We start from the raw sequence: 14098 nt of genomic DNA, 5'->3' as shown, positions 1-14098 counted from the left end.
TTTAATACAATGTTTTTAAACTGTATCAACAAAGAAGGCTATCCATCAGGATAGCCTTCTTCTCTATTTTTGCTCCACCATATAAGTCTTGAGCTGATCACGAAGTGCTCTTTTCAGGAATTTTCCTACAGATGTTTTCGGAATTTCATTTACAAATAAAATATCATCTGGCATCCACCATTTCGGGAATTCGGCTTCTAGTAAAGAATACAGCTCTTCTCTTTCTACTGCTTGTCCTTCTTTTAATACGACACAAGCAACGGGACGTTCTTGCCATTTTTCATGCGGAACTGCCACGACAGATGCTTCTAATACGTTATCGTGTGACATTAAAGCGTTTTCTAAATCTACTGAAGAAATCCACTCACCGCCGCTTTTAATTAAATCTTTCGTGCGATCAGCAATTTTAATAAATCCTTCCGAATCAACTGTAACGATATCTCCTGTATGGAGCCAACCATCTTTCATCGATTCCTCTGTACGCTCATCTTTATAATAGCTACCAGCGATCCATGGGCCTCTTAGACAAAGTTCTCCCATTTCTTCCCCGTCCCACTTAATTTCACCGTCTTGTCCAATCACTTTCATTTCTAGCCCAGGGAACAAATATCCTTGGCGAGAGCGCAAGTTATAATATTCTTCTTTCGGTAAATTGCGTTGATATGATTTCGGACAATTAATTACAACAGCAGGACTTGTTTCTGTCATTCCATATATTTGTCTAAATGCAATTTCATATTTCTCTTCATACGTACGAATCATACTTTGCGGAGCCGCTGATCCACCTGACCATATCGTTTTTACACTACTAATATCATATGGATGCTTTTCAAGTTCTTGTAATAAGCCAATCCAAATTGTCGGCACACCAGCCGTAATTGTTACTTTCTCACTTTCAATTAACTCCGCTAAAATTTTCGGTGTGAAATGCGGTCCTGGTAATACGAGTTTCGTCCCAAACCATGTACTCGCAAACGGTAATCCCCATGCATTAACATGGAACATTGGAACGACAGGCATACAAGTGTCTACTTCTGATATATTCCCGCCATCTGCAAGTCCAAGTGTATAACTATGGAGCGCAATACTACGGTGTGTGTAAACTACACCTTTCGGTTTTCCTGTTGTAGCTGATGTGTAGCACATACCGGCTGGTTCTTTTTCATCTAAATCTTTTACAAACGGAAATGTCTCATCGCCTTCTTCGAGTAATTGGTCATAATGATATGCTGGTGATAGTGTTGTGTGAGGTAGTTTATGATCGTCTGTCATAATAATAAAGGCTTTTATATGCGGGATTTCGTGTTGAATACGCTCTAATATAGGTACCATATCTTCATCGACAAGAATGATTTTATCTTCTGCATGATTAATAATATATGAAATGTGGTCAGCGGAAAGCCTTAAATTAATTGTATGTAACACTGCTCCGATTCCTGGAATCGCAAAGTATGCTTCCAAATGCCTATGATGGTTCCAAGCAATTGTCCCTACTTTATCCCCTTGTTCAATTCCCATTCGATTTAATACACTAGCAAGCCTTCTCGTCCGCTTTGCAATTTCTCCGTATGTTAATGTATGAATACGCGATGCAGTCCGTGAGACAACTTCCTTTTTCGAAAAATATTTCTCCGCTCGTTCCATCATGGATGGAATGAGAAGTGGTACATCCATCATCATTTTTCATTACCCCCTGTTATTATATTTTATATATTCACATAACTGTATTATAACACGCAGTACGCAGAGGAACTTCCATTTATTTCTACAAATAGTGACAAAAAGGACGTTCCGAAATTGAACTTCTGACTGAAGCTATTTTCTTCTTTGTTACGATTGCAATGATAATCGAATTTATATCAACGGAAATTGATTTATATCGTTCACGACCCCAAATATATCGACTTAACTACAAAATACGACAAAAATAATCTACCTACCAACAAAAGAAAACCGTCCCAACTACCATTTGGGACGGCCTCTTTTACGTTCTACTTTTTCACCATCAATTTTCCTTCATAATCATTCATCGTCTTTATTTCAACGCCTTTATAATAATGAGCGACGATATCTGTATATTTCTTACCTTCCGCTGCCATGCCATTCGCTCCGTATTGGCTCATGCCAACGCCATGACCGAATCCTTTCGTTGTAACGACAATTTTATCCCCCTGTTGTTTCCACGTGAAGTCAGACGAGCGTAAATCTAATTTTTCACGTACTTCTTTTCCTGTTAATGTTTTTCCTTGAAACGCTACATCTTTTACTCGTTTGCCTTCTGTAAGGTCTTTAATATCGCCGACTTTTCCGTCCGCTAGTACTTTCACACCGAGACGTTTTTGAAAGTCAGCTACTGTAAATGTTTGCTCGCTCGTAAATTTTGGAGATGCTTGATCCCACGGACTATCTACGCTTTTCAGGTACGGATAATCATTTCCCCAATAATCAGCTGCATTTTCTGTCCGGCCGTTACTCGTTGAGAAGAAAGAAGCTGAAATTGGTTTTCCATCATACGTTAAAACTTGTCCTGCGGTTTTCGAAACGGCTTCCTCGATTTTCTTTAAATTATTTTCGTAGTTATTACCCCATTGTTTCTTCAATTCTTCTTTGCTTTTGTACACTTGATCTTTCACCGTATCTGTCACGTCCGCATTGTTTTTCTTACCTCCGCTTAGCATGCGCTGGACTACAAATGTTCTCGCTGCTAATGCCTGCGCCTTTAGCGCCTCTATTTCAAAGCTGGCATTCATCTCAGAAGCTACTACACCGGTCACATACTCCTCCATAGGTAATGTTTCTACCTTCTTCTGCTGATCACGATATACAGCAACCTGAACCGCTGTATCCACTTTCCCTGGAGCTGGTATACTTTCTATCGCTGGAGGAGTTTTAGAAGCTGCTTCTTCCCCTACTTTTGCTTTCGCAAACGGAATAACAAGAGCAGCAGGTACAATGATAACGAGCGCTATTAAAAGCGCTACTGTAATGAAAAGTGGCTTTGAAAATTTCATCCTATTCCCCCAATATAAAGTTGGCTTCCTTTCATTCTTATGGAACTATGGACTCTTTTAGAACACGCTTGGGGGTATCGATATAAAGTGAAATTTTAATGCAGTGAAGTTGTACTGACCACAAATAGCGAAATAAAACGAAAATTTTCTAAATATTTTTACTGAGACGTGCATAAGTATAGAATTTCTTGACTATAACAGTAATAGTAAAAAAAATAGCCCCTATGTCAAAAGACATAGAGACTATTTCAATTAAGCGTGAAGATCAGAAACTTCTTGTTCTTTCACTTCTTCTACTTTTTCGTTTACGCGTTCAATAGTTGCACCTAATGCAGCTAATTTCTTATGGAAGTTTACATAGCCACGGTCAAGATGTTTTAACTCTGTTACACGAGTATAACCTTCTGATACTAAACCAGCTAAGATTAATGCTGCTGCTGCACGTAAATCAGTCGCGCCTACTTCAGCACCTTGTAAGCTGTTTGGACCGTTCATAATTACAGAACGACCTTCAATTTTAATATCAGCATTCATACGACGGAATTCTTCAACGTGCATAAAGCGGTTTTCGAATACCGTTTCAGTAATCATGCTTGTTCCTTCAGCTTGTAATAATAATGCCATCATTTGTGATTGCATGTCTGTTGGGAAACCTGGGTGAGGCATAGTTTTAATATCAACCGCTTTTAACTTATCTGGGCCGATAACACGTATACCTTCATTTTCCTCAATAATTTTAACACCCATTTCTTCCATTTTCGCTGTAATTGAGCGTAAATGTTCAGGTACAGCATTTTCAATTAAGATGTCTCCACCAGTAATTGCTGCTGCGACCATGAATGTTCCTGCTTCAATACGGTCAGGAATAATAGGGTGGTTTGCACCATATAATTTATCAACGCCTTCGATACGAATCGTTCCAGTTCCAGCTCCGCGTACTTTCGCTCCCATCGCATTTAAGAAGTTAGCTAAGTCAACGATTTCTGGTTCTTTCGCTGCGTTTTCAAGGATTGTTGTCCCTTTTGCTAATGTCGCTGCAGACATAATGTTTTCTGTCGCGCCTACGCTTGGGAAGTCTAAATAGATTTTAGCTCCTTTTAGTTCTCCGTCTACGTACGCCTCAACAAAACCGTTACCAACTTTTACTTTCGCTCCCATTGCTTCGAAGCCTTTTAAATGTTGGTCAATTGGACGTGAACCAATTGCACATCCACCAGGAAGTGCAATACGAGCACGACCATTACGTGCTAATAATGGTCCCATTACTTGGACAGATGCACGCATTTTACGTACATACTCAAATGGTGCTTCAATGTTTAATTCTTTAGAAGAATCGATTGTTACTTGGTTATTTTCAAATACGACTTCAGCATTTAAATGACGTAATACCTCGTTAATTGTGTATACATCAGACAAAACTGGTACTTCAGATAGTACATTCTTTCCATCACTCGCTAATAGGGCTGCAGCGATTATAGGTAATACAGCATTTTTTGCGCCCTCAACACGCACTGTGCCGTTCAACCGCTTTCCGCCACGGACGATGATCTTTTCCAAATTATTCCCCTCCGTGTCCTTTTTTCAGTATCTATTCACTCAATACTCAGAAGTTATGATCGGTGTGCCAACCACAATTGTATCTTTGTTGTCTGTAGAACGTATTGCTATTTGCACATTTATTTTCTCTCTATTTATCGAAAGAGCGTCATTCCACTTTTTATTATATGCGGAGACTGATACAAATGCTCTTTCTTCTGTCTGTTCGATCGCTCTTGCTGAAAGATCTTTCAAAACCTGATTGGTTTTATTTTGCAAAACACCTTCAATCTTATCATTCAATACACCTTGAACACAAGTGTAAATTGTAGGTTTTTCACTAAAAATTTTATTCATTTTCTGAACGTACTTCGGGTCCCATTTCGCCCCGCTTACTTCAAATATAATGAAAGTGTTTTCTTTAGTATTTTCCTTAGTCCAAGTTACTACTACTCGTTCTTCATATGAAGAAGATTTTTTATAGGATGTAGCTTTATATCCATCTGGAGATTGTTCTAATTCCCAACTTTCGATATTTGCCTTTTCCTTCACATCGTTTAACAATTTTTGAAACGTATGTATATTAGAAATTGTTTTTGTTTCTCGCGCTAACCATGACCACCGCTCTACTTTTGCATCATTCTTCTCTAAAGCTGCGATCATGCTCTCCATCTTCTGTTCATCGCTTATAGGTTTCATCTCTCTATATCCAACCAAAAATAAAACAACACTCAAGGCAACAATAAGAATGGCTTTAAGCTTCAATCTCATCCCCTCCTATCCCCATTGTTAACGGAGATATGAGGTTCTATACACTTACTTTACTAAATACGTTAAACTCTTTGAATAGCCTAAATAATCAAGGAAAAAGTTACTGACAGATGTCCCAATCGCAATCGTAACTAGGATGAGTAATACTCTCGTCTGCATCACTTTCCCAGACTTCATTAAACGCTCAATGTGAATACCTTGCAAGGCCCACCACGTAATAGTAATAAACAATAAATGCGAAACAATGGCAATCAGTGCTTGTTGCCCTAAAAGTTGTGCCAAAAAATCGACCCCTTTTTGTTTGGCTACTACTTACGTAAAATGTAAAAACGATACCATAATAAGTAGGAGCCACACTTTTTCAAACGTGAATAGGATTCTTACATTTCAAATCGTAATTTCCTCTCAAAAACATATACTTATATATGTTTCCGTTTGCTGTTACTCCAAAATAAAAAGCGCAGAGTACGGACTCTACACCTTTTGTTTTCACTATTGTACCACGTTCCCCAAGAAGAAGAAATCCTTCATTAGTGGAAAATATTCATAAAAGAAATTGTAACCAATCATCGGCATAATCCCTAGTATTACAATCGAAATTGCACAAAGACTCATGACAACCTTTATATTTAACGGTAACCGAAGCCGCTCTTCTGTCTCTCCAGTGCGGAAAAACATTTGCTGTAATATCCGGAAGTAATATACAAATGAAACAACTGTTGTCCCCATCATAATAGAAGCTAATACGTAATGAGCAGGTTCAACATGAAGTGCCCCTAAAAAGATGTTAATTTTTCCGATAAAACCAGCTGTCCCAGGTATCCCAGCTAACGATAAAATAAAGATCGTCATCACTATAGCTGTAAATGGAGATCGTTTGTATAATCCTGTAAAAATCGTCATATTTTCCTTATCATTTTGTAAGATTAATCCATGGATGATTGCAAATACTCCTATATTCATAAGCATATATGCAAGCATATAAAACCACATACTATCCATCGTGAACTGTGATAGCGCCACAAGCGGCACGAGCAAATACCCAGCATGCGCGATACCTGAATAAGCAAATAGACGTTTTACGTTGTATTGCTTTAATGCTACTACATTCCCAACAATCATCGTAATACTAGCTAGCACAGCAATGTATATACTCATACGCCCGTACAAAGATTGTGCATCTCCTTGGATTGCCACGCCTGCAAACACCATAAGAAACAAACGCGTAATGAGTAGAAAACCAGCAATTTTAGAAATCGTTCCGAGAAAAGCAGTGACAGGTGTAGCCGCTCCCTCATACACATCCGGTGCCCACATATGAAATGGTACTGTTGCAATTTTGAATGAGAGTCCAACGAGCAAAAGTAGAAATGCAAGAGCTAACAATAACTGAATGCCCCCGGCCAATCCTTGCGTAAATGCCTTTTGCATTTCCACTATGTTGGTCGATCCTGTAATACCGTATAAATAACTCATTCCAAAGAGCGTAATTGCTGTTCCAATTCCTCCGTTAATGACGTATTTCATCGCCGCCTCATTCGATGCGCGGTTTCTTTTCCGGATTCCTACAAGAATGTAGGAAGAAAGCGACAGCAATTCTAAACCGACGAATAGTGTGATGAAATCAACGCTCGAAGCCATGAACATCGCTCCAAGAAGCGCCATTAACATTAAGTAATAATATTCTCCCTTATCCTCGATAGGATCCTTTTCATCATCGCTCATTGCCATACATAAGACGAGAGCTGCCCCGATTAATAACAACGTTTTAAACCCTTTTGAAAATCCATCTAACACAAACGATCCATTTAAAATATCTCCCGCTGGTTCACTATATAGCGTAATTAATGACACGGCCGCTAATACGACGGCTGCGATTGCACCAATCGCAACGTGCCTATGGTTCAGCTTAAAAAACAAATCACATATGGAAAGAAGGATGGCTGCCCCAAGAATAATGAATTCCGGCACCATCAGATGCCACGACAAGCTAAGTAACGTATTCATATCCACCCTACTTCACCCCCAATGTTTTCAACGTATTTTGAAGCGGATCCCCTAGTAGTTCTGGCATTACTCCAATTGCGATAATACAAACGATAAGTAATATAACAGGAACATACTCCCATCCGTGTATATCAGATTTCGCTTCCCATTCTTTCTTACCAAATGTCACTTGAAGTGTCGCTCTTAATACGTATACAGCGGTTAAAATAATTCCAAGTACGCCTACGGCAGCTATAACTGGTTTCCCTTGAAATAAACCGAGAAAAGCAAGGAATTCGCTAATAAATCCAGACATCCCTGGCATTCCAAGCGATGCCATACCTCCCGTTAGGAAGAAGCCGCTAAGCACAGGAACACTTTTTGCGAGTCCACCAAGCGCTGTAATATCTGAAGTCCCAAAACGCTCTTCAATCATGCCAAGTAAGAAGAAGAGCAATGCCGCAATTAAACCGTGAGACACAACCTGGAACAGCGCCCCTTGTATACCTGGTACATTTAACGCCGCAAGCCCCATTAACACAATGCCCATATGCGAAATACTAGAGTAAGCAAGCACCTTTCTAAAGTCCGTTTGGATGAGTGCTAGAAAGGCCCCGTACAATAAATTAATGACTCCTAAAATCGCAATTAGCGTTGCAAAATCACGAAAATGTTCTGGAAATAATCCTTTCCCGAAGCGAATAATACCGTATGCTCCAATTTTCAGTAAAACTCCCGCATGAAGCATAACTACAGCAGGATGCGCTTCTATGTGTACATTGACCATCCAGCGATGCAAAGGGAAAACAGGAAGCTTAATCGCAAAGGCAATCATTATGGCAAGAAACAAGCCGAACTGTAAGCTACTTGAGACAGCCATTCCTCCCCCAGCACCTACACTCGTTAATATTTCTTTAAGCTCCGTAATATTTGTTGTACCTGTTTTCGCAAATAAAACCGAGAAAACGATAAGTAAAATAGCTGATCCAATACCGTTATATATTAAATAACTATATGCAGCCTTTTCACTCGACAATTTCCCCCACTTGCCAATTAATAAAAACATTGGTGGCAACGTAATTTCAAAGAAGATGAAGAACAGCATTAAATTTTGAGCAGCGAAGACACCGAGCATCCCTATTTCTAGCATGAGTAATAGCATGTAGAATGCTTTCAAATTTCTTTTAATGGAAAATGCCGCAATTGCTGCGAGCATCGCTAGAAGGGCCGTCAGCACCATCATTACAAGCGATAAACCATCAATACCAATCTCGTAATAAATGGAAAACCATCTCTTATCTACCGCTGCAAAATCCCCAAATTTAATCCATTTCACTTTTTCATCAAATATCGATAAACTCTTTCCTGAAGCGTATGTACAAGCGAGGACGATAGCAATTCCAAATGGAAGCGCCGTTCCGAATAAACCAAGCGCCTGCACTGTACGCGATTCTCGTTTCGGCGTTAATAAAAGCAAGAGAATTCCTAAAAGTGGGGAAAAAATGAAGAACGTTAATAGTAATCCATTCACCGTAAATCCCCTCCCGTATATAACAAAATAATTAGGAGCACTGCGAGCGAAACGACCGTTACAGTTCCGTACACTTGTACATTCCCGTTTTGAAGCCGCGATCCTAGACGGCTCATACCTTTAACCAATCCCGCAATTAAAACTGCAATTCCTTCTACAACGTATACTTCAAATAAGCGAAGCACATGAGCGATTCCTTTCGTAATAGGAAGCACCGTAACATTGTAGAGTTCATCCACATAATATTTTTCTTTCAAAAGGTTATAAAGAGGCGTCCCTTCTCCACCTGCCCCATCTCTAGAGATAGATTTCTTACCATATATGAAATATGCGAGGGCAATTCCTGCAAATGAAACGAGCGTCGCAACAATCATAATCCAAACAGGTCCATGTACTTCCTGCACTTTGAATCCTACATCTTTCGTAAGCCAATCCCCAAGAAACGTCCCGAACCACGGTGTATTTATATAGCCTGCCACTACCGCGAGAATACCGAGGACAATCATCGGATACGTCATTGTGCGAGGCGATTCATGCACCTCTTCCTTCGTCTTCGTTTCCCCTGTAAAGACAAGAAAGTATAGACGGAACATATAAAACGCTGTTAGAAATGCCGCAATTACCGCTAAAACGAATAGAAAGTAATTGCCATTCATCCAAGTCGCCGCTAAAATTTCATCTTTACTAAAAAATCCGGAAAGAAGAGGAACACCACTAATTGCAAGTGTGCCTATTAAAAACAGTACACCAGTTACTTTCATCTTTTTCTGTAAACCGCCCATTTTATTAATGTTTTGTGTATGGACTGCATGAATTACACTTCCTGCCGCCAAAAACAGTAATGCTTTAAAGAAGGCGTGTGTCGTTAAGTGAAAGACACCAGCTACATAACCAGCAGAGCCTAGCGCAAGCATCATATACCCGAGCTGACTAACTGTAGAATAAGCAAGAACCCTCTTAATATCCGTTTGTACAAGGCCGATAGAGGCCGCAAAGATTGCGGTGAAAGCCCCAACGATTGCAACGGTTTGCATTGCTACCGCACTTGCTGAAAATAGTGGGAACATCGTCGCTACTAAATATACGCCGGCTGCAACCATCGTTGCCGCGTGAATAAGCGCCGAAACAGGCGTCGGTCCTTCCATTGCATCTGGCAACCACGTATGAAGCGGAAACTGACCTGATTTCCCCATCGCACCGATAAAAATTAATATCGCCGTTATTGTAATCATAGAAGGCGAGAGGTCACCCGTATGAATCGCTTTAAAGATCGCGTCATATTCAAAACTACCTGCGTGCCAAAAAATTAAAATCATCCCAATAAATAGCCCAACATCCCCAATGCGTGTCATAATAAAAGCCTTTTTCGCAGCAGCCTTCGCTTCTTCTTTAAAGAAATAAAAACCGATAAGTAAAAACGAACCAAGGCCGACTAACTCCCAAAATATATAAAGCTGTAGTAAATTCGTCGATATAACAAGCCCAAGCATTGCAAATGTAAAGAGCCCTAAATATGCATAAAAGGTTGGTAACCTTTCGTCACCTTTCATATAACCTTTTGAGTACACATGTACAAGAAAACTTACAAGTGTAACGATAAATAACATTAAAGCTCCCAATGCGGTAACTTCAAAACCAAATGATATATCTATATCTCCTGCCCTAAGCCATACCCACTTATGCTTCACCGTATCGGATGAAAGCCGTTCTATTAGTACCACTACCGCGGATATAAAAGAGAGAAAGGTAAAGAAAATACCTAGTACACTACTTCCCTCTCTAATTTTCTTCCCGAACACAATAAGTAACACAAACGAAACAAGCGGGAAAAGCGGTATGAGCCATGCATAATCGATCATTGTTTCCTTCCCCCTTTTCGGTCACAATGCTATCCTTTGAGCGTATCCATCTCATCTACATGAACTGTCGGGCGATTACGGTACAAAGCAATCAAAATTGCAAGCCCTACCGCTGCCTCCGCTGCCGCTACAGACATCGTAAACAGCGAGAAAATTTGCCCTGTTAAATTCGGAAACAAGCCTAATTTACTAAACGCTACTAAATTTAAATTGGCCGCGTTAAGCATCAATTCGATACAAACTAATACAATTACTGTATTTCGCTTTGTTAAAGCTCCAAATAAGCCGATGCAAAACAAAATAATCGCAAGTGTTAAATACGCAGAAGCCGGAACGCTACTCATGGGAATCCTCCTCCCCCTCATCCTTCTTCGCAAGGATAATCGCTCCTACAAGTGCTACAAGTAAAATAACTGAAGTTAACTCGAATGGAATAATATATTTTGAATAGAGAAGTGTACCGATTTGAAGTGTGTTGTTTTCATGAAGAGGTAAACTTCCTTGTGTGCTTTGATTTGAAAAATCGATACTATTAACAGCGAAATACATAACTGCTCCAAATGCTACAACCGCAAAGAAGATAATCCATTTTCGAAGAGTAAGACGCGATTCATTTTCCGCGTTATGTTTCGTTAACATAATGCCAAAAATCATAATAATAGTGATCGCACCAGAGTAAAGTAAAATTTGTGCAACACCGATAAACTCGGCTGATAAAAGAAAGTACAAACCTGCAATGCTGAGGAATGTAAGAACGAGAGCTAGCATCATATGCATGACTTTCGTTAAGTTCAACATAAGAACACCGCCGATAATCGCAGACAAGGATAGGATAAAGAATGCTACAAACTCGCCATTCATGCTTTATTCTCCTTCCTGACGTTCTCGTCGTTTTCGTCAAGCCACTGCAAATTTTTAAATAAATCATCACGTGAATACTCTGCGAGTTCGAAGTTATTTGTCATTACAATTGCCTCTGTTGGGCAAACTTCTGTACATAAATCACAAAGAATACAAATTTCAAAATTAATATCGTACGTGTCGATAATTTTTCCTTTTTTCGTAGGATCAGGATGTTTTTTTCCCGTTAATTGAATGCAATCTGTCGGACAAATATTGGAACACTGATTACAAACAATACATTTCTCTGGATAAAACTTTTGAATACCCCGAAAGCGATCTGGTAATGGCAACGGCTGATTCGGATAATCATACGTCACCTTTTTCTTACTCAAATTACTAAGCGTATATTTTAAACCTTTAAATAGTCCTTTCATCTCTTACTGGCACCCCCTTTATAGATTAGAAGAATAACTCCTTAATCAATGCCGTTAAGAAAATATTTGCAAGTGCAATTGGCAATAATACTTTCCAGCCAAACTCCATTAACTGGTCACCTCTTATACGTGGGAACGTAACGCGGAACCAAATTAATAGAAAGACCACACTGCTGAATTTCAGAGCAAACCATACTGCTCCTGGAATAAATCCAAGGAACATAACTGGATTCCATCCGCCTAAAAAAAGTACTGTAATTAAAGATGCCATCCCGAAGAAATACACATACTCTGAAAGCATGAAAAACGCCCAGCGAAACCCTGAGTATTCCGTATGGTATCCCGAAACAAGTTCTGACTCCGCTTCGGGTAAATCAAATGGCGTCCTATTTAACTCTGCAACTGCAGCAATTAAGAAAACGACGAAACCGATCGGCTGCGCGAAAATGTACCATACCTTCTCTTGCGCCGCTACAATCTCATTTAAATTAAGGCTACCAGCTAACAAAACGACGCCAATTACACTCATCACAAGTGGAATCTCATAAGAAATCATTTGCGCTGCTGCGCGCATCCCTCCTAGAAGGGAGTATTTATTATTCGATGCCCATCCCCCGGTTACAACGCCGATCGTCGTAATCCCAGAAACAGCAATGTAATACAGTAATCCTACACCAATATCCGCGAACTGAAATTTATCAGTAAACGGGATAACCGCAAGTACCATAAATGCTGGTGCGAAAGCAATAACAGGCGCTAATATAAACAACGGTTTATCTGCAGCCTTCGGAATGCTATCTTCTTTTAATAATAATTTCAAAACATCAGCTACCGTTTGTAATAAACCGAACCGGCCCCCAACTTGGTTTGGTCCAATCCGCCCTTGCATAAATCCCATCACTTTCCGTTCTGCCAAAATACCGTATGTAACGAAGCCAAGGACTGCAAATAATAAAAGCACCGCTAATCCGAAAAAAATGAAGAAATTCGTCCAGCCTGAAGGTGATTGTAAGAGCGTCTCAATCATTAGCCGTCAACCTCCCCAAGTACAATATCAACCCCACCTAAAATCGTAATTAAATTGGCGATGTTTTCACCTTTCAATAACTTCGGTAAGATTTGCAAATTATAAAAAGATGGTCTGCGGAATTTCAGACGGTATGGCTCTTTCTTTCCATCACTAGCAATATAGCAACCAATCTCTCCCCGCGGTGACTCTATACGGACAAATGCTTCTCCCTTAGGTGCTTTAATAATTTTCGGCACTTTTGCCAGCACGGCTCCATCTTTTGGGAACTGCTCAGCTGCTTGCTCAATAATTTTTAATGACTCCTCAATTTCTTTCATCCGGCAAACGTAGCGATCCCAGGCATCCCCCACACTCCCAACAGGAATGTCAAAGTCAAAACGATCATAAATAGAATACGGCTCATCTTTGCGAAGATCAAAATGAACTCCCGTGCACCGCAAATTCGCTCCGCTCAGAGAGTACGAGATCGCCTCTTCCGCGCTATATATGCCAACGCCTTTCACACGATTTAAGAAAATTTCATTTCCGCTAACAAGGTCGTGATACCCTTCCAATTGCTCTCTCATATACGGAACAAACTCTTTCACCTTCTCAATCCAGCCGTCCGGCGCATCCCACTTCACGCCGCCGACTCTCATATAGTTGAAAGTAAGCCTTGCACCGCACAATTCATTTAATAAATTTATAATCATCTCTCGTTCACGAAATGCGTATAAAAACGGACTAACCGCCCCTATATCAAGCAGGTTCGTTCCCCACCAGACGAGATGACTTGCAACCCTTCCCAGCTCCATCGCAAGCACACGTAAGTATTCAGCACGCTCCGGAATCTCAAGTCCCATCATCGTCTCTACAGCATGGCAAATGACGTAGTTATTCGTCATCGCTGATAAATAGTCCATTCGATCTGTATACGGGATAATTTGTGTATACTGCAAGCTCTCAGCAATCTTTTCTGTTCCGCGATGCAAATACCCGATAACTGGTGTAGCCTCTTTAATAATTTCCCCGTCAATCTTAATTACAAGCCGAAACACACCATGTGTACTCGGGTGCTGCGGTCCAACATTTAAGAGCATCTCCTCCGTACGGATCAC

Annotated in this window: 13 protein-coding genes; all 13 read right to left on the bottom strand. The window is 40.1% G+C overall.

Annotated elements, in window-relative coordinates:
• Positions 1–63 precede the first annotated feature (63 nt).
• The 13 genes from ACP6L7_RS29500 to nuoD all read right to left on the bottom strand — a co-directional run bounded on the left by ACP6L7_RS29500 (position 64) and on the right by nuoD (position 14098).
• On the bottom strand, positions 64–1680 hold the full coding sequence (locus tag ACP6L7_RS29500; RefSeq protein ID WP_430529551.1) for a long-chain fatty acid--CoA ligase: 1617 nt from the start codon (positions 1678–1680) through the stop codon (positions 64–66).
• A gap of 311 nt (positions 1681–1991) precedes the next feature.
• Positions 1992–3011 (bottom strand): stage II sporulation protein D, encoded by a 1020-nt coding sequence (gene spoIID, locus ACP6L7_RS29495; RefSeq protein WP_097832447.1) that lies wholly within the window; start codon positions 3009–3011, stop codon positions 1992–1994.
• A 252-nt stretch (positions 3012–3263) separates the two neighbouring features.
• The gene (murA, locus tag ACP6L7_RS29490) at positions 3264–4568 is read right to left on the bottom strand and encodes a UDP-N-acetylglucosamine 1-carboxyvinyltransferase (RefSeq protein WP_097832448.1); all 1305 of its coding nucleotides are present in this window, start codon (positions 4566–4568) and stop codon (positions 3264–3266) included.
• A gap of 39 nt (positions 4569–4607) precedes the next feature.
• Positions 4608–5312, bottom strand: coding sequence for a YwmB family TATA-box binding protein (locus tag ACP6L7_RS29485; RefSeq protein ID WP_430529550.1), 705 nt, complete (start codon positions 5310–5312; stop codon positions 4608–4610).
• Between the two features lie 51 nt (positions 5313–5363).
• The gene (locus tag ACP6L7_RS29480) at positions 5364–5600 is read right to left on the bottom strand and encodes a DUF1146 family protein (protein ID WP_071734725.1); all 237 of its coding nucleotides are present in this window, start codon (positions 5598–5600) and stop codon (positions 5364–5366) included.
• Positions 5601–5810: 210 nt separating this feature from the next.
• Positions 5811–7325: an NADH-quinone oxidoreductase subunit NuoN gene (gene nuoN, locus ACP6L7_RS29475; RefSeq protein ID WP_336297075.1), complete on the bottom strand. Its 1515-nt coding sequence runs from the start codon at positions 7323–7325 to the stop codon at positions 5811–5813.
• 7 nt (positions 7326–7332) lie between these two features.
• Positions 7333–8835 (bottom strand): NADH-quinone oxidoreductase subunit M, encoded by a 1503-nt coding sequence (locus ACP6L7_RS29470; RefSeq protein ID WP_430529549.1) that lies wholly within the window; start codon positions 8833–8835, stop codon positions 7333–7335.
• A complete protein-coding gene (gene nuoL / locus ACP6L7_RS29465; protein ID WP_430529548.1) occupies positions 8832–10694 on the bottom strand; it encodes an NADH-quinone oxidoreductase subunit L in 1863 nt (620 codons plus the stop codon). Before nuoL ends, ACP6L7_RS29470 begins: the two co-directional genes overlap by 4 nt.
• 29 nt (positions 10695–10723) lie before the next feature.
• Positions 10724–11038: an NADH-quinone oxidoreductase subunit NuoK gene (nuoK, locus tag ACP6L7_RS29460; protein ID WP_000100081.1), complete on the bottom strand. Its 315-nt coding sequence runs from the start codon at positions 11036–11038 to the stop codon at positions 10724–10726.
• Entirely contained in the window at positions 11031–11555 is a 525-nt protein-coding gene (locus ACP6L7_RS29455; protein WP_001012819.1) for an NADH-quinone oxidoreductase subunit J, read from the bottom strand. The genes nuoK and ACP6L7_RS29455 overlap by 8 nt, the downstream gene beginning before the upstream one ends.
• Positions 11552–11971, bottom strand: a complete 420-nt coding sequence (gene nuoI, locus ACP6L7_RS29450; protein WP_000677191.1) for an NADH-quinone oxidoreductase subunit NuoI — start codon at positions 11969–11971, stop codon at positions 11552–11554. Before nuoI ends, ACP6L7_RS29455 begins: the two co-directional genes overlap by 4 nt.
• Positions 11972–11996: 25 nt before the next feature.
• On the bottom strand, positions 11997–12998 hold the full coding sequence (gene nuoH, locus ACP6L7_RS29445; RefSeq protein WP_430529547.1) for an NADH-quinone oxidoreductase subunit NuoH: 1002 nt from the start codon (positions 12996–12998) through the stop codon (positions 11997–11999).
• A complete protein-coding gene (gene nuoD, locus ACP6L7_RS29440) occupies positions 12998–14098 on the bottom strand; it encodes an NADH-quinone oxidoreductase subunit NuoD (RefSeq protein ID WP_128856213.1) in 1101 nt (366 codons plus the stop codon). Before nuoD ends, nuoH begins: the two co-directional genes overlap by 1 nt.

It is taken from the genome of Bacillus silvicola (genome assembly GCF_050524305.1).
GTDB lineage: Bacteria > Bacillota > Bacilli > Bacillales > Bacillaceae_G > Bacillus_A > Bacillus_A cereus_AT.
This window is presented reverse-complemented; position numbering and strand designations above follow the sequence as displayed.